Source organism: Flavobacterium sp. GW823-FHT04A11, from assembly GCF_058796535.1.
In genome coordinates this window covers 12,535-30,262 of sequence record NZ_CM179503.1, presented here as the reverse complement: position 1 = coordinate 30,262, position 17,728 = coordinate 12,535, and the positions used below count along the sequence as shown (strand labels likewise).

10 protein-coding genes, 2 tRNA genes and 3 rRNA genes are annotated in these 17,728 nt (G+C 37.9%); 8 read left to right on the top strand and 7 right to left on the bottom strand.

Annotated features, from left to right (window positions below; all coding sequences use genetic code 11):
• Positions 1-99: 99 nt before the first annotated feature.
• The 4 genes from rplT to thrS form a co-directional block, all read right to left on the bottom strand.
• Complete coding sequence (gene rplT, locus AC3QL1_RS00135) at positions 100-444, bottom strand: 50S ribosomal protein L20 (RefSeq protein ID WP_017498429.1); 345 nt, start codon at positions 442-444, stop codon at positions 100-102.
• Positions 445-546: 102 nt separating this feature from the next.
• Positions 547-744, bottom strand: coding sequence for a 50S ribosomal protein L35 (gene rpmI / locus AC3QL1_RS00130; protein ID WP_007810722.1), 198 nt, complete (start codon positions 742-744; stop codon positions 547-549).
• A gap of 98 nt (positions 745-842) precedes the next feature.
• Positions 843-1,394, bottom strand: coding sequence for a translation initiation factor IF-3 (gene infC, locus AC3QL1_RS00125; RefSeq protein WP_072974136.1), 552 nt, complete (start codon positions 1,392-1,394; stop codon positions 843-845).
• A 22-nt stretch (positions 1,395-1,416) separates the two neighbouring features.
• Positions 1,417-3,363 carry a threonine--tRNA ligase gene (gene thrS / locus AC3QL1_RS00120; protein ID WP_492494228.1) on the bottom strand — a complete coding sequence of 649 codons (1,947 nt, stop codon included), beginning with the start codon at positions 3,361-3,363 and terminating at the stop codon, positions 1,417-1,419.
• 1,046 nt (positions 3,364-4,409) lie between these two features.
• Between thrS and AC3QL1_RS00115 the strand changes: the two genes are divergently transcribed.
• The 6 genes from AC3QL1_RS00115 to pafA all read left to right on the top strand — a co-directional run bounded on the left by AC3QL1_RS00115 (position 4,410) and on the right by pafA (position 11,702).
• Positions 4,410-5,923 (top strand): 16S ribosomal RNA (locus AC3QL1_RS00115).
• Positions 5,924-6,045: 122 nt separating this feature from the next.
• Positions 6,046-6,119 (top strand) — tRNA-Ile (locus AC3QL1_RS00110).
• A 155-nt stretch (positions 6,120-6,274) separates the two neighbouring features.
• Positions 6,275-6,348, top strand: a tRNA-Ala gene (locus AC3QL1_RS00105).
• Positions 6,349-6,479: 131 nt separating this feature from the next.
• Positions 6,480-9,363, top strand: a 23S ribosomal RNA gene (locus AC3QL1_RS00100).
• Positions 9,364-9,534: 171 nt separating this feature from the next.
• Positions 9,535-9,644, top strand: a 5S ribosomal RNA gene (gene rrf / locus AC3QL1_RS00095).
• Together the 16S, 23S and 5S rRNA genes with 2 tRNA genes alongside form the textbook arrangement of a ribosomal RNA operon.
• A gap of 438 nt (positions 9,645-10,082) precedes the next feature.
• Entirely contained in the window at positions 10,083-11,702 is a 1,620-nt protein-coding gene (pafA, locus tag AC3QL1_RS00090; protein ID WP_492494227.1) for an alkaline phosphatase PafA, read from the top strand.
• A 123-nt stretch (positions 11,703-11,825) separates the two neighbouring features.
• Here the strand turns inward: pafA and ald are convergent, their stop codons facing one another.
• A complete protein-coding gene (gene ald / locus AC3QL1_RS00085) occupies positions 11,826-12,944 on the bottom strand; it encodes an alanine dehydrogenase (protein ID WP_492494226.1) in 1,119 nt (372 codons plus the stop codon).
• Between the two features lie 197 nt (positions 12,945-13,141).
• Between ald and AC3QL1_RS00080 the strand changes: the two genes are divergently transcribed.
• Positions 13,142-13,600: an Lrp/AsnC family transcriptional regulator gene (locus AC3QL1_RS00080; RefSeq protein WP_154784369.1), complete on the top strand. Its 459-nt coding sequence runs from the start codon at positions 13,142-13,144 to the stop codon at positions 13,598-13,600.
• A gap of 66 nt (positions 13,601-13,666) precedes the next feature.
• Here AC3QL1_RS00080 and AC3QL1_RS00075 read toward each other — a convergent pair whose 3' ends face one another.
• The gene (locus tag AC3QL1_RS00075; RefSeq protein WP_492494225.1) at positions 13,667-15,115 is read right to left on the bottom strand and encodes a glyceraldehyde-3-phosphate dehydrogenase; all 1,449 of its coding nucleotides are present in this window, start codon (positions 15,113-15,115) and stop codon (positions 13,667-13,669) included.
• A 218-nt stretch (positions 15,116-15,333) separates the two neighbouring features.
• Positions 15,334-16,734: a trypsin-like peptidase domain-containing protein gene (locus AC3QL1_RS00070; RefSeq protein WP_492494224.1), complete on the bottom strand. Its 1,401-nt coding sequence runs from the start codon at positions 16,732-16,734 to the stop codon at positions 15,334-15,336.
• Positions 16,735-16,874: 140 nt separating this feature from the next.
• Here AC3QL1_RS00070 and dapF point away from each other — a divergent pair, with 140 nt between their 5' ends.
• Positions 16,875-17,657 carry a diaminopimelate epimerase gene (gene dapF, locus AC3QL1_RS00065; protein WP_492494223.1) on the top strand — a complete coding sequence of 261 codons (783 nt, stop codon included), beginning with the start codon at positions 16,875-16,877 and terminating at the stop codon, positions 17,655-17,657.
• Positions 17,658-17,728 lie beyond the last annotated feature (71 nt).

The following is a 17,728-nucleotide window of genomic DNA, read 5'->3' as shown; positions in this document are numbered from 1 at the left end:
AATCGATTACAGACTTCTCTAAAAGCAAAAAACCATCCCGTTTAGACGGGATGGTTTTTCTATGATAAGTAAGTAATCTAAATTGAGTTTATAAAACGTTTATTTTACTTTATTAAGTATTGCTTTGAAAGCTTCTGGGTGGTTCATAGCTAAATCTGCAAGAACTTTACGGTTCAATTCGATTCCGTTAGCTTTAACTTTCCCCATGAATTGAGAATAAGACATTCCTTCTAATCTAGCTCCAGCGTTGATACGTTGAATCCATAAAGCACGGAAATTTCTTTTATTCTGTTTTCTGTCACGGTAAGCGTAGCTCATCGCTTTCTCTACCGCGTTCTTAGCAACTGTCCAAACGTTTTTACGTCTACCAAAGAAACCTTTGGCTTGCTTCATTATTTTTTTTCTTCTTGCTCTTTTAGCAACTGAATTTACCGATCTTGGCATAATTTTAATGTGTTTTTGTAGCAGGCGTCCTGAATTGAATCAAAGGAACTTGAAAGCCATACTCCAAGGTTATAATAAATATTTTTTTAACCTAAAGAATTATTAGATAATTCTTAATTGTTGTTTGATGCTTTTCATATCTGTTGAGTGAACTAGCGCTGAGTGTGTCAAAGCTAATTTACGTTTTTTAGATTTTTTAGTCAAGATGTGACTTTTAAAAGCATGCTTTCTTTTAATTTTTCCAGAACCAGTAACTTTGAAACGTTTCTTGGCGCTAGATTTTGTTTTCATTTTAGGCATTTTTCCTAGTGTTTTAATTTATTCTTACTTACTTATATTTTCGTTTCAATTTTAAAGTCTCAGATTTCAAGCTGATAACTGAGACTTTAAACTGATAACTATTTTTTCTTCTTCGGAGCAATGAACATAATCATTCTCTTACCTTCTAAAACCGGCATCGCTTCAACTTTACCATGTTCTTCTAAATCCGTAGCTAAACGAAGTAATAAAATCTGCCCTTGATCTTTATAGATGATAGAACGTCCTTTAAAGAAAACGAATGCTTTTAATTTAGCACCTTCTTTAAGGAACTTCTCAGCATTTTTTCTTTTAAATTCGTAATCATGCTCATCAGTCTGAGGGCCAAAACGAATTTCTTTTACTACAACCTGCGTAGATTTAGCTTTTAAAACCTTATCACGTTTCTTTTGTTCGTAAACAAATTTCTTGTAATCCATGATTTTACAAACCGGCGGTTCAGCATTTGGTGAAATTTCAACCAAATCCAATTCAAACTGATCTGCTAAACGTAAAGCTTCGGCAAGCTTAAATACACCTGGTTCGATGTTTTCGCCTACTAATCTTACTTCTTGTACACCACGAATATTATTGTTTATTCTGTGTGCATCCTTTTTTTCTACTCGAGGTTGGTAACCTCTGTTGCTTCTTATTGCTATGACTTTATAATTTAAGTTAAACTGTAAAAACTTTTAATGTCTTTTTTATTTCTTCGTTTACAATAGCGACAAATTCATCAATTGTAACTGTAATATTCCCTTTTCCTTCTTGACCATGACGACGAATAGAAATAGTTCCGTTTTTCTCTTCTTCCTCACCTACAATTAGCATAAATGGTATTTTCTGCATTTCAGCATCTCTAATTTTCTTACCAATTGTCTCGTTTCGGTTGTCAATTAGGGCGCGAATTTCGTGATTTTCTAGCAAATCTAAAACTTTTTTAGCATAAATTTCGTATTTCTCGCTCAAAGACAAGATTATAGCTTGCTCAGGCATTAGCCATAGTGGGAAATTTCCTGCAGTGTGTTCTAGTAAAATTGCGATAAAACGTTCCATAGATCCAAAAGGAGCTCTGTGAATCATAACTGGGCGATGTAATTCATTATCAGCACCTTTGTAAGTCAATTCAAAACGCTCCGGAAGGTTATAATCAACCTGAATAGTTCCCAATTGCCATTGTCTGCCTAAAGCATCTTTTACCATAAAGTCAAGCTTCGGACCATAAAAAGCAGCCTCGCCATATTCTACAACAGTATTCAGTCCTTTATCAGCAGCAGCATTGATAATAGCGTTTTCTGCTTTCTCCCAATTTTCATCAGAACCAATATATTTCTCTCTGTTTTCCTGATCTCTCAAAGAAATTTGAGCAGTAAAGTTTTCAAACCCTAACGAACCAAATACATAAAGTACCAGGTCAATTACTTTTTTGAATTCTTCATCTAATTGTTCCGGAGTACAAAAAATATGTGCATCATCCTGAGTAAACCCTCTAACACGAGTTAAACCGTGTAATTCACCAGATTGTTCATATCTATATACAGTACCAAATTCAGCATAACGCTTAGGTAAATCTTTATACGACCAAGGCTTTACATTGTAAATTTCACAGTGGTGAGGGCAGTTCATCGGTTTCAATAAAAACTCTTCCCCTTCAGCAGGAGTATTTATTGGTTGAAAACTATCAGCACCATATTTAGCATAGTGACCAGAAGTTACATAAAGTTCCTTTTGTCCAATATGTGGAGTAACTACTTGTTCGTATCCAGCTTTCTTTTGAGCTTTCTTTAAAAATTGCTCTAAACGATCTCTAAGCGCAGCACCTTTTGGTAACCATAAAGGTAAACCTTGCCCAACTTTTTGAGAAAAAGCAAATAATTCAAGTTCCTTACCTAATTTTCGGTGATCACGACGTTTAGCTTCTTCAAGAAGTTCAAGATATTCAGTCAAATCCTTTTGTTTAGGGAAAGACGTTCCGTAAACGCGAGTCAACTGTTTGTTTTTCTCATCACCTCTCCAGTAAGCACCGGCAACACTCATGATTTTAAAAGCCTTGATGATTCCGGTATTCGGAATGTGTCCACCACGACATAAATCAGTAAAAGTAGCATGATCACAAAAAGTAATAGTTCCGTCTTCAAGATTCGAAATTAATTCAGTTTTGTAAACATTGTCTTTGTACATCGCCAAAGCATCTGCTTTACTAACCGGACGCATTTTAAACTCATGCTTACCTCTTGAAATCTCAAGAACGCGATCTTCAATTTTCTTAAAATCAGCTTCAATAATCTTCTGATCTCCAAAATCAACATCATAATAAAACCCATTAGCAATTGCAGGTCCAAGAGTTAATTGAATTCCAGGATACAATTCCTCAAGAGCCTGAGCCATTACGTGAGAAGTCGAATGCCAGAAAGCTTTTTTGCCCTCTGCATCATTCCAGGTATATAAAATAAGACTACCGTCGGTCGTCAATGGAGTTTCGGTTTCAATTGTTGTACCATTAAAAGACGCAGAAATTACATTTCTTGCAAATCCTTCACTAATGCTTTTAGCAACCTCCATCGGAGTTACGCCCGAAGCAAACTCTCTAATTGACCCATCGGGTAAAGTAATCTTAATCATTGTTTATAATTTTGTGAATGCAAATATAACGCATTACTAAAATACATACAATACATATATTCATCTTTATACTATTAATATCTAGGATCTAAATCTTATTGTTATCCGTCACCTTGTTTTATACATGTGTATAAGGAAAAGTTTCTACTATAATATATATGCGTAATTATTCGTCAACGAAACCCGACAGGTTTTCAAAACCTGTCGGGTTTACTAATAACCTTTTTAATAACAGTTTTGTCCAGCTGAGCGAAGTCGAAGCTTTTTTAAGTTTGGAATTTAATTAAGAATCAGGAGCTATTTCCCGCTATCTGTTCCAATCTTTTGCTTTTTAAAGGAAAAAGCAAAAGGATTTCCACTTCTATCGGGGCTAGGGCAGCAGTTTTCAGAAGGAAATAAAGCGCAAGGAAGAAAACCAGGCGCCTTTGCCACTCTGCGAGAAACCACAAAACTGTAGAAAAAGAAACCTTAGCGCCTTTGCGGCCAACCCACCCCCAAAGAGCCAAAATCAGGCATAACCCGCCAAATCAAAAAAAAACTTTGCCCTGTAAAAAACGCGAAACCAGCCATTTAGGAAAAAGATTGAAATTATATAAAAAAAAGGCTTGGAAATGTAAATAAAGGTGCTACTTTTGCACCCGCAACAACGACAGACGTTCACTGAAATACTGACAGGCTAGTTAAACTAAACGAAAAAATATTTTCAAAAAAAGTTTAAAAAAAGCTTGTGAGATTTGAAAACAGCTGTTACATTTGCACCCCGCAAAACACGGAAAGTTCATTGAGAGATTGGCAAGGTTGGAAGGAAAAAAGGAAAAGAAATTTTCTAAAAAAAAACTTCAAAAAACATTTGCCGGTTAAAAATAAGTTTTCTACTTTTGCACCCGCTTTGAGAAACAAGCGAAACAAAATTGAAACACGTTCGTAGACATATTGAATTGACAGCCGTTTTAACAGAGATGTTAGAACAAAAGAATAAGAGTAATGGAATCGGGAGATTCGAAGAGAACCGATAGAGACGACATCGCAATATAATATTAAAATATACGATGAAGAGTTTGATCCTGGCTCAGGATGAACGCTAGCGGCAGGCTTAACACATGCAAGTCGAGGGGTATTAGTTTTCGGACTAAGAGACCGGCGCACGGGTGCGTAACGCGTATGCAATCTACCTTTTACAGAGGGATAGCCCAGAGAAATTTGGATTAATACCTCATAGTATAGTACAACCGCATGGTTGAACTATTAAAGTCACAACGGTAAAAGATGAGCATGCGTCCCATTAGCTAGTTGGTAAGGTAACGGCTTACCAAGGCTACGATGGGTAGGGGTCCTGAGAGGGAGATCCCCCACACTGGTACTGAGACACGGACCAGACTCCTACGGGAGGCAGCAGTGAGGAATATTGGACAATGGGCGCAAGCCTGATCCAGCCATGCCGCGTGCAGGATGACGGTCCTATGGATTGTAAACTGCTTTTGTACGAGAAGAAACACTCCTACGTGTAGGAGCTTGACGGTATCGTAAGAATAAGGATCGGCTAACTCCGTGCCAGCAGCCGCGGTAATACGGAGGATCCAAGCGTTATCCGGAATCATTGGGTTTAAAGGGTCCGTAGGCGGTTTAGTAAGTCAGTGGTGAAAGCCCATCGCTCAACGGTGGAACGGCCATTGATACTGCTGAACTTGAATTATTAGGAAGTAACTAGAATATGTAGTGTAGCGGTGAAATGCTTAGAGATTACATGGAATACCAATTGCGAAGGCAGGTTACTACTAATGGATTGACGCTGATGGACGAAAGCGTGGGTAGCGAACAGGATTAGATACCCTGGTAGTCCACGCCGTAAACGATGGATACTAGCTGTTGGAAGCAATTTCAGTGGCTAAGCGAAAGTGATAAGTATCCCACCTGGGGAGTACGTTCGCAAGAATGAAACTCAAAGGAATTGACGGGGGCCCGCACAAGCGGTGGAGCATGTGGTTTAATTCGATGATACGCGAGGAACCTTACCAAGGCTTAAATGTAGATTGACCGTTTTGGAAACAGAACTTTCGCAAGACAATTTACAAGGTGCTGCATGGTTGTCGTCAGCTCGTGCCGTGAGGTGTCAGGTTAAGTCCTATAACGAGCGCAACCCCTGTTGTTAGTTGCCAGCGAGTCATGTCGGGAACTCTAACAAGACTGCCAGTGCAAACTGTGAGGAAGGTGGGGATGACGTCAAATCATCACGGCCCTTACGCCTTGGGCTACACACGTGCTACAATGGCCGGTACAGAGAGCAGCCACTGGGCGACCAGGAGCGAATCTATAAAACCGGTCACAGTTCGGATCGGAGTCTGCAACTCGACTCCGTGAAGCTGGAATCGCTAGTAATCGGATATCAGCCATGATCCGGTGAATACGTTCCCGGGCCTTGTACACACCGCCCGTCAAGCCATGGAAGCTGGGGGTGCCTGAAGTCGGTGACCGCAAGGAGCTGCCTAGGGTAAAACTGGTAACTAGGGCTAAGTCGTAACAAGGTAGCCGTACCGGAAGGTGCGGCTGGAACACCTCCTTTCTAGAGCCCCATGTGTTAGCAGCAATGCACGCTGGGGAAAAAAGATGTCTATCTAAAGGATCTGGATTTCAGGTTCAATTACTCTTGCTGTTAGTTCAAATAATAAATTTTAAGTAAAACAGAGTCTCGTAGCTCAGCTGGTTAGAGTACTACACTGATAATGTAGGGGTCGGCAGTTCGAGTCTGCCCGGGACTACTTTTTTAAAGTTTTCAATTCAAAATTGAGAATTAAAAATTAAAAAGACTGTTAGCTTGGAAAAAGGAAATTCTGGAAGTTGGAATTCACCAAAAGAAATTAGAGAAGAATTAAGAAATCTAAAATCTGAATTCTACAATCTAAGATTGAAAAATGGGGGATTAGCTCAGCTGGCTAGAGCGCCTGCCTTGCACGCAGGAGGTCAACGGTTCGACTCCGTTATTCTCCACTGGTTTACTATAAAGATAGTAAATAAAAGTTCATTGACATATTGAGATAAGAAAATAATAAAAAGTAGAAAGCGTTTTTGTTATAACTAACAAAAACAAAAAAAACGGTCATATTAAATTATGATTGGTACAATAAGCAAAATAAGGGCGTATGGGGGATGCCTAGGCTCTCAGAGGCGATGAAAGGCGTGATAAGCTGCGAAAAGCTGCGGGGACGGGCACACACCGATTGATCCGCAGATACCTGAATGGGGCAACCCACTATGTTGAAGACATAGTACACCGATAGGTGGGCAAACCCGCTGAACTGAAACATCTAAGTAGGCGGAGGAGAAGAAAACAAAAGTGATTCCGTAAGTAGTGGCGAGCGAACGCGGATTAGCCCAAACCAGTGCTGTTACGGCAATGCTGGGGTTGTAGGACCACGACATTTTATGCACAAGGAACCGGAAGTTGCTGGAAAGTGACGCCACAGAGGGTGATAGCCCCGTATGGGTAACAAGTGTAATAGATAGTGGTATCCTGAGTAGGGCGGGGCACGTGAAACCCTGTCTGAATTTGGCGGGACCATCCGCTAAGGCTAAATACTCCTGAGAGACCGATAGTGAACCAGTACCGTGAGGGAAAGGTGAAAAGAACCGTGAATAACGGAGTGAAATAGATCCTGAAACCATACGCTTACAAGCGGTCGGAGCCCTTTCGTGGGGTGACGGCGTGCCTTTTGCATAATGAGCCTACGAGTTAACGTTGCTGGCAAGGTTAAGTGGTTAAGCCACGGATCCGTAGCGAAAGCGAGTCTGAATAGGGCGCTTTAGTCAGTAGTGTTAGACGCGAAACCGTGTGATCTACCCATGGGCAGGTTGAAGCTGTGGTAACACACAGTGGAGGACCGAACCGGTTGACGTTGAAAAGTCTTCGGATGACCTGTGGGTAGGGGTGAAAGGCCAATCAAACTCGGAAATAGCTCGTACTCCCCGAAATGCATTTAGGTGCAGCGCTGTGCATAAAGTTATATAGAGGTAGAGCTACTGATTGGATGCGGGGGCTTCACCGCCTACCAATTCCTGACAAACTCCGAATGCTATATAATGTTTCACAGCAGTGAGGGCTTGGGTGCTAAGGTCCAAGTCCGAGAGGGAAAGAACCCAGACCATCAGCTAAGGTCCCCAAATATACGCTAAGTTGAAAGAACGAGGTTTGTCTGCCCAGACAGCTAGGATGTTGGCTTGGAAGCAGCCATTCATTTAAAGAGTGCGTAACAGCTCACTAGTCGAGCGGACGAGCATGGATAATAATCGGGCATAAGCGTATTACCGAAGCTATGGATTTAGAGTTTACTCTAAGTGGTAGGGGAGCATTCTAACAGGGTTGAAGGTGTATCGTCAGGTATGCTGGACTGGTTAGAAAAGAAAATGTAGGCATAAGTAACGATAATGCGGGCGAGAAACCCGCACACCGAAAAACTAAGGTTTCCACAGCTATGCTAATCAGCTGTGGGTTAGTCTGGTCCTAAGGCGAACCCGAAAGGGACAGTCGATGGCCAACGGGTTAATATTCCCGTACTACTAATTACTGTGATGGGGTGACGGAGTGATGAAAGCGCCGCGAACTGACGGAATAGTTCGTTGAAGTACCTACCTATAAGATGCGCAGGCAAATCCACGCGTCTTGGGGAAATACGATAGTACTCGGAGTCTTCGGACAAAGAGATAGTGCGCCTAAGGGCTTCCAAGAAAAACCTCTAAACTTCAGGTAATTAGTACCAGTACCGTAAACCGACACAGGTAGTTGAGGAGAGAATCCTAAGGTGCTCGAGAGATTCATGGCTAAGGAATTAGGCAAAATAGACCTGTAACTTCGGGAGAAAGGTCGCCCTGAGCAATCAGGGCCGCAGTGAAGAGGTCCAGGCGACTGTTTATCAAAAACACAGGGCTCTGCAAAATCGTAAGATGAAGTATAGGGCCTGACACCTGCCCGGTGCTGGAAGGTTAAGAGGAGATGTTATCTTCGGAGAAGCATTGAATTGAAGCCCCAGTAAACGGCGGCCGTAACTATAACGGTCCTAAGGTAGCGAAATTCCTTGTCGGGTAAGTTCCGACCTGCACGAATGGTGTAACGATCTGGACACTGTCTCAGCCATGAGCTCGGTGAAATTGTAGTAACGGTGAAGATGCCGTTTACCCGCAGTGGGACGAAAAGACCCTGTGCACCTTTACTATAGCTTAGTATTGACCTTGGATAAATGATGTGTAGGATAGGTTGGAGACTATGAAGCGGCGTCGCCAGGCGTTGTGGAGTCATTGTTGAAATACAACCCTTTGTTTATCTGAGGCCTAACCCCATATTGTGGGGGACATTGCTTGGTGGGTAGTTTGACTGGGGTGGTCGCCTCCAAAAGAGTAACGGAGGCTTCTAAAGGTTCCCTCAGTACGCTTGGTAACCGTGCGTAGAGTGCAATGGCATAAGGGAGCTTGACTGAGAGACATACAGGTCGATCAGGTACGAAAGTAGAGCATAGTGATCCGGTGGTTCCGCATGGAAGGGCCATCGCTCAAAGGATAAAAGGTACGCCGGGGATAACAGGCTGATCTCCCCCAAGAGCTCATATCGACGGGGGGGTTTGGCACCTCGATGTCGGCTCGTCACATCCTGGGGCTGGAGAAGGTCCCAAGGGTTGGGCTGTTCGCCCATTAAAGTGGCACGCGAGCTGGGTTCAGAACGTCGTGAGACAGTTCGGTCTCTATCTACTGTGGGCGTTAGAAATTTGAGTGGATCTGATTCTAGTACGAGAGGACCGAATTGGACAAACCTCTAGTGTATCTGTTGTCCCGCCAGGGGCACCGCAGAGTAGCTACGTTTGGAAGGGATAAGCGCTGAAAGCATATAAGCGCGAAACCCACCACAAGATGAGATTTCTTTTAAGGATCGTGGAAGATGACCACGTTGATAGGCTATAGATGTAAAGGCAGTAATGTCATAGTCGAGTAGTACTAATAATCCGTAAGCTTATGTACACCCTTTTCCCCCGATGCAAGTCGGGGGGAGAAACTTTCTAATACTTTTATGTTTCTTTATCTCAGTATGTTAAGATATTTGCTCGACGCAGAGCAGTTATGAGTTTTGAGTTATAAGTTATGAGTTGAAAAACTGCAGACTATAAACTGTGAACTGAAAACTAACAGCCTTAAGGTGGTTATTGCGGCGGGGCTCACCTCTTCCCATCCCGAACAGAGTAGTTAAGCCCGCCTGCGCAGATGGTACTGCAGTTATGTGGGAGAGTATGTCGTCGCCTTTCTTTTGAAAATCCTCATCATGTATTTGATGGGGATTTTTCGTTTTATAACACTTTTTTTACGCAAAGCATGCCAATAAAGCTTGAGTTGTTTTAAAGATAAAGTTCGCAAAGCTATTCGAAACAGATTTATGAAATTCGATTAAATAATGCGTGATTTTTTTTAAGCATATACTTTTATTTACCACGTTTGCGTTAAGAATGGGAACGGCATCCTTTTGCGCTGCCTTATACTTCTCTTCATCCAAAAACCGAAAGTGCAAAAGATATATAGCGGACAGCCCAGCCCGCCGCGGCGGGAAACGCACAAATTCTTATTCAATTCATTATATATAATTTTAGTTCTGTTAAATTAGAGTCAATTTTGAGTTTTAAGCTAAGACCAGTTAGCCTTTTTGAATGCGAATCTGTATTTTTGCATTCAAATTTTATAATTTAAGTATGAAAAAAAGTATTGTATTGTTGACATTATTTGTTATCTCAAATTTAAGTGCTCAACAACGCCCTAAATTGGTTGTAGGTATTGTAGTTGATCAAATGAAAATGGAATATTTATATCGGTTTTCTGATGATTTTTCTCCAAATGGATTTAAGAGATTAATGAATAATGGATATACTTTTCAGAATATGCATTATAATTACATGCCAACATATACTGCTCCGGGGCATGCATCTATTTATACAGGTACAACACCTTCTACTCATGGGATTGTTGGTAACGAATGGTTCAGTAGAACTCTTGGTAAGGAAATGTATTGTACAGATGATGCAGGCGTAAAAACCGTAGGTGATGGAACTGTTGAAGAAGGAGCAATGTCACCAAAAAATCTTCAAAGTACTACTATTACTGACGAAGTGAGAATGGCGACTAATTTTGAGGGAAAAGTGATTGGAATGAGTTTAAAAGATCGAGGTGCAATTTTGCCTGCTGGTCATTTTGCAAATTGGGCCTTTTGGTATAGCAAAACTGGTTCTTTTATTTCCAGTACTTTTTACGGTGAAAAATTGCCTGACTGGGTGACTCAATTCAACAATGAAAAACATTATATGGCATACATTAATAAAGGTTGGGATTTATATAAACCTGCTTCGACATATAATGAAAGTTTAGCGGATAATAATCCGTATGAAGGAAAGTTATACGGAAGTGCAGCGCCTGTTTTTCCTTACGACTTAAAATCAATGTATGAGAAGAATGATGCCGGAATATTAAGAGCAACACCTTATGGAAATGATTTATTAGCTGAATTTGCAAAAAAAGCTATCGAAAAAGAAGAATTAGGGAAAGACAATATTACTGACTTTCTAACGGTTAGTTTTTCGTCCACAGACTATGTTGGACACTTACTTGGACCAAGATCTATGGAACTTCAGGATACATATTTAAGATTAGACCAAACTATAGCTGATTTTTTAAATTACTTAGATACAACGGTTGGTAAAGGAAATTATCTTTTATTTTTAACTGCTGATCATGCTGGCGCTGAAAATGTAATTTATCTGAAAGATCGTAAATATAATGTAGATAATTATCCTTCAAAAGATGTGAAAAAAAGTTTGCAGGATTTCTCGACTAAAACGTTTGGAGTTGATTTGATCTTAAACTATTCAAATTTTAATATTTTCTTTAATAAACAAATTATTAAAGACAAAGGTTTAGAACTTGTAAAGGTTAAGCAAGCTTTTAAAGAGTTTTTAATTTCTCAACCGCAAGTTAAAAGAGTGTATACTGAAGAGGAAATTTTAGCAAATTCAGGAAATGATTACTATTTAAATTTCGTAGCAAAAGGGTATGATGTTACTCAGGATGGTGATATGATTATAGTAGATAAACCTGGAGATATTGAGTACTCAACTACAGGGACATCACACGGAACACCTTATAGTTATGATACGCATGTGCCAGCAATTTTTTATGGGTGGCACATTAAAAAAGGAGAGTCTTATGACAAGAAGGCAATTACAGAAATTGCACCCACAATAGCTCAGAAAATTAAAGTTACTTTCCCAAATGGAACTGAAGCAAAAGTATTGCAGGAAGTTTTGGATGAAAAGAAATAAACTAAATATTAAAAAAGACCTGCTAAAAATAGCAGGTTTTTTTATGGCATAAAAAAAGGCTTTTCCGTTAAGAAAAGCCTTTTAAAATTGAGTGTTTAGTAAGCACTTATTTTAATGTTAGCACTATGCGTTTGCTAACACTAATTCTTCGTTAAAAGGAAGATTCCAAGCTTCGGCAACTCCTTTGTAAAGGATTTTCCCGTTTGCAATATTCAATCCTTTTTTCAATTCTTCATTTTCGCTGCATGCTTTTTCCCATCCTTTGTTTGCTAATTGCACTGCGTATGGTAAAGTTGCATTTGTTAAAGCTAAAGTGGATGTATAAGGAACAGCTCCTGGCATATTTGCCACACAATAGTGAACGATATCATCAATGATAAAAGTTGGGTTTTCGTGAGTTGTTGGAGTACAAGTCTCAATACAACCACCTTGATCAACTGCAACGTCAACTACAACAGTTCCCGGACGCATTAATTTAAGCATATCACGAGTAATTAAGTGAGGTGCTTTTGCTCCTGGAATCAAAACTGCTCCAACAATTAAATCAGCATCAGCGATTGCTTTTGTTATGTTATAGTGGTTAGACATTTGTGTACTTACGTTTGCAGGCATAATATCATCTAAATAACGTAAACGTGGCAAACTTAGGTCCATAATAGTTACCTGAGCACCTAAACCTGCAGCCATTTTTGCAGCCTGAGTTCCTACGATTCCTCCACCTAAAACTAATACTTTAGCTGGCGGCACACCTGGAACACCTCCTAAAAGAATTCCTCTTCCTTTTAATGGTTTTTCAAGATATTTTGCTCCTTGTTGAATTGCCATACGACCAGCAACTTCAGACATTGGAACTAATAAAGGCAAACTACGATCTGTTTTTTCTACTGTTTCATAAGCCAAACATACAGCACCTTTTTCAAGCATAGCATGAGTTAATGGTTCTGATGAAGCAAAGTGGAAGTAAGTAAACAACAATTGATCTTTTTTGATTAATGGATATTCAGATGCAATTGGTTCTTTTACTTTAATGATCATTTCTGCAATAGCATATACTTCTTCAATAGTTGGTAAAACTACTGCACCTGCACTTGCATATTCATCATCACTAAATCCACTTCCTAAACCTGCAGTTGATTGAACATAAACAGTATGTCCGTGTTTTTTCATTTCAGAAACACCGGCAGGAGTTAATGCTACACGATTTTCGTTATTTTTAATTTCTTTAGGAACACCTATTATCATTTGTTATATTTTTAGTTTTTTGTAATTGTTTTTACAAATTTACAGGCATAGAATATATTATGGATAATTGATCTATAAATAAGAAAATATTATTTTATTTAGTATTTTTACAGAAAATATTTCTTTTTGATATCTATTTTGATTCCCCAAAAAGAAAAAATGACTGAATTTCAATCCTGAATTAAATCGTTTTCGTTATGGCTTTAGATGAAATTGACAAAAAAATCTTACGACTTTTGCAAGTAGATGCGCATTATACTTTAAAAGACATTGCAAACAAAATAAATTTGTCCTTAACTCCTGTTCATGATCGGGTTAAACGTCTTGAAAAAGAGGGAGTTATTGAAAAGTATGTTTCGATTTTAAATAAGAAAAAACTAGGTAATAATTTAACGGTTTATTGCCAGGTTACGCTCACCAAACAAACCTATGATACTTCGGAGGGTTTTAATCAGTCGATACTCAATTTACCTGAAGTTGTAGAGTGCAATTATGTTTCTGGTAACTTTGATTACATGCTAAAAATTATAATTCCTGATATGGAGAGTTATCATCATTTTCATCAAAAAAAACTTTCCGTTCTTCCTGAAGTTTCTCTGATAAATACTGTTTTTGTAATTTCTGAAGTAAAAAGTACAACCGTTTTACCTATTTAAATAAAGCAAAAAACCATCAAAAGTATGATGGTTTTTAAGAAAAGAAATAGCTGGTTTTGGTTTTTATTAATAATAAGTAAAGCGTCTTACTTTAGCAATATATTTTGCTAAACGAATTACTTGGTGACTATATCCGTATTCATTATCATACCAAATGTAAAGCACAATACTTTTTCCATCTTTAGAAACAATTGTAGCGTTACTATCATAAATTGATGGAGCAGAAGTACCAACAATATCAGAAGAAACAAGTTCATTATTTAATGAATATTTGATTTGCTCTACCAATTCGCCTTCTAAAGCGTATTTTTTCATTATTTTATTGATAGCAGCGATAGATGTTGCTTTTTTGACTTCTAAATTTAAAACTACCAAAGATCCATTTGGAACTGGAACTCTAATAGCATTTGAAGTTAATTTCCCTTCCAAAGAGGGTATTGCTTTTGCAACAGCACTTCCAGCGCCAGTTTCTGTAATAACCATGTTTAAAGCTGCGGCCCTGCCACGACGGTATTTTTTGTGCATGTTATCAACTAAATTTTGATCATTTGTATAGGCATGAATGGTTTCTAAATGACCTTTTACAACTCCCAAACTATCTTCAATAACTTTTAAAATTGGTGTGATCGCATTTGTAGTACATGATGCTGCCGAGAAAATATCTATTTGGTCGGGATCATATTCAGTATGATTAACACCGTGAACAATATTCGGAACTCCTTTTCCCGGAGCTGTCAATAAAACTTTGCGTACTCCGTTTGAAGTTAAATGACGTTTTAAAGCTTCTTCTGTGGTAAATGCTCCTGTATTATCAATAACAAGTGCATCATTTATTCCGTAGTCTGTATAATCTATTTCTTCAGGCGTGTTTGCACTAATAATATGAACAGTAGTTCCGTTGATTATTAGAGCATTATTTTTTGGATCTGCTGTTACTGATCCTTGAAAATCTCCATGAATTGAATCGTATCGTAGTAAAGAAGCTCGTTTTTCTAAAATTGCCGCATCGCTTTTGTCTCTGGTTACAATTGCTCTTAAACGTAACTGATTTCCCTTTCCGGTTTTCGACATTAATTCTCTTGCCAATAGACGTCCGATTCTCCCAAAACCATATAACACAACATCTTTTGGCTGAATTTCTTCTGATGATTTGGCTTTTTTCAATTTATCCATTACAAAATATCTCGCATCCGGATATTTTTCATCTTCTAAGCGATATTCATATGTCAATTTTCCTAAATCTAATTTTGCTGGAGGAAAATCTAATGACAAAATAACTTTTGCAATTTCTACCGAATCAAAAATACTGATTGGTTTGCCTACAAATTCACCTGCATATTGATGCAGATTAATAATATCACTGACATTTTTATCCAATAATTGATTTTTAAATAAAACCATTTCGATTGATTTGTCATACCATAAATCACTTATGACTTTGATTAATTCGACACCTGCTCTTCTTCGGTCGACTTGTAATGATACCTCTTTTTGGTACAAAGATTTTTTGCTCATAATTGATTAAATTGAAAAAATAAAATGCTCACTATTTTAAAATTTGGCGCAAAAGTATCCATTTCAATCGATTTCGTAAACTATTTTAGCATTTATTTTTAAAAATAAAAAAGCCACCTTAATTTCTTAAGATGGCTTTTTAAGTTTTAAGTTTTCAGTCTCAGTTATCAGTTTTAAGATTGTAAACTGAGACTGTAAACTGGGACTGAATATCGTGATTAAATAATTATTCTAAATATTTCACCGTTCTTATTGATCATTTCAATTCGAACACTTTGTCCTTCGTCTTTTTTACTTAAAAGTTTCGAAACTGTTTCAACATTTGTTGCTTTTACATTATCGATACTCAGGATAATATTTCCCTGAAGTTCATTTTGATATTGCGCCAGATTTTCATTGGTGATGTTTTTAATTTTCACACCATAATCAATGTGGAATTTCTTTTTATCAACAGCATCAATATTTTCTAACTCAATTCCTTTAAATTCAGTACTAAAAAACTCATTTTTACTTAAAGTTACCGGAACTACTTTCGTTTTTCCATCTCGAATATAAGTCACTTTAACTACATCATTTGGTCTTTTTGTATTGATATATCCGGAAAGATCAGCAAAAGAAGCAATCTTTTGCTCATCTAATTTTACAATAATATCTGCTTTCGTCAAACCGGCTTTTTCAGCTCCGGAATTTTTAGAAACTTTATTGATATAGAATCCTTCAGTTTGGGCAATTCCTAATACTTTTGAAGCATTACTATTTAATTCGCCACCTTCAACACCTAAAATTCCGCGTTGAACATTTCCGAATTCCATAATATCTTCAATAATTTTTCGTGCAATATTAGAAGGAACAGCAAATGAATATCCTACGTAAGATCCTGTCATTGAAGAAATCATAGTATTGATTCCAATTAATTCTCCTCTTGTATTTACCAATGCACCACCACTATTTCCCGGATTCACAGCAGCGTCTGTCTGAATAAACGACTGAATCCCGTTTGCATTTAAATCTCTGGCTTTCGCCGAAACGATTCCGGCAGTTACAGTAGAATTTAAATTATACGGATTTCCAACGGCCAAAACCCATTCACCAACTTTTACAGTATCAGAATTTGCAAAAGCAGTATAAGGAAGTTTTTCGCTCGCATCAATTTTTAATAAGGCAATATCCATTTTAGAATCTGTACCAATCAATTTTGCCTTATATGATTTTTTGTTGTTTAAGGTAATTTCGATTTCGGTCGCATCTTTAATAACGTGATTATTTGTTACGATATAACCATCTTCAGAAATAATAACACCAGAACCGGTTCCTACTTGTTCCTGCTGCTGTTGTCCTCCGTAACCGTAGAAAAATTCCATCATCGGATTACTAACTGTTCTTCGAGAAACATTTTTTACGTGTACCACAGTATGAATTGTTCTGTCTGCAGCTTCGGTAAAATCAACAGTTTCTGCGGCTAATCCAACATTTCTTCCGTATGAATTGGGGGCAAGAGTTACAACAGAATTTCCTTTTCCAAAGAAAGAATTATTGCTCTCAAATAATAACTTGTAAGCGCCAAGGGTAGTGGCACCGCTCAATAATGACACTAAAAATAAGGTCGACAATCTTTTCATAATTAGAATATAGGTTTAAGTTATTTACACGTAAAATTAATTGAAAAAATTATTTGGTAAAATGGTTTAACGCTCTTTAACAATGATTAACATTTCATTAATTAATAGTTCGTACTTTTGTACTTATTAATAGAATAAAAATGCAAATAGAATTTTATAAATATCAAGGTACAGGCAACGATTTTGTAATGGTTGACAATCGTTCTGATTTTTTTCCTAAAGAAGATACTAAATTAATTGAGCGTTTATGTGACCGGCGTTTTGGCATTGGCGCAGACGGACTTATATTATTGGAAAATGATTCTGAAACCGATTTCAGAATGGTTTACTATAATTCTGATGGAAATCAGAGTTCGATGTGTGGTAATGGCGGGCGTTGTTTAGTGGCCTTCGCAAATCAATTGGGTGTTATTGATGATAAAACAACTTTTATTGCTACAGATGGTTTGCATCACGCATCAGTAGGAGATGATGCCATTGTTTCCTTGCAAATGATTGATGTTGATGAAGTTCAAAATAAAGATTCTTATACTTTCTTAAATACGGGTTCTCCGCATCATGTTCAGATTGTGGATGACTTAGAGCATTATAATGTAAAAGAAAACGGAGCAGCTATTCGCTACGGTGAATTATACGGAGCAAAAGGAAGCAACGTAAATTTTGTAAAAAAAGTAGATGATTCCACTTTCTCGCTTCGTACTTACGAAAGAGGAGTTGAAGACGAAACCCTGGCTTGCGGAACCGGAGCAACAGCAGTTGCAATTGCTATGAATGCCACTGGTCAAACGGATAAAACGTCTATCAATTTAAATGTTGAAGGTGGAAAACTCGTTGTTTCTTTTGATAAATTGGGCGATCACTTTTCAAATGTTTTCTTAACCGGACCTGCAAAATTTGTTTTTAAAGGAACAATAGAAATATAGAATTAAAAGCCAAAAATAAAATTCCAAAATCTATATTCTATATTCTAAGATCTATATTCTTAAATCTAAAA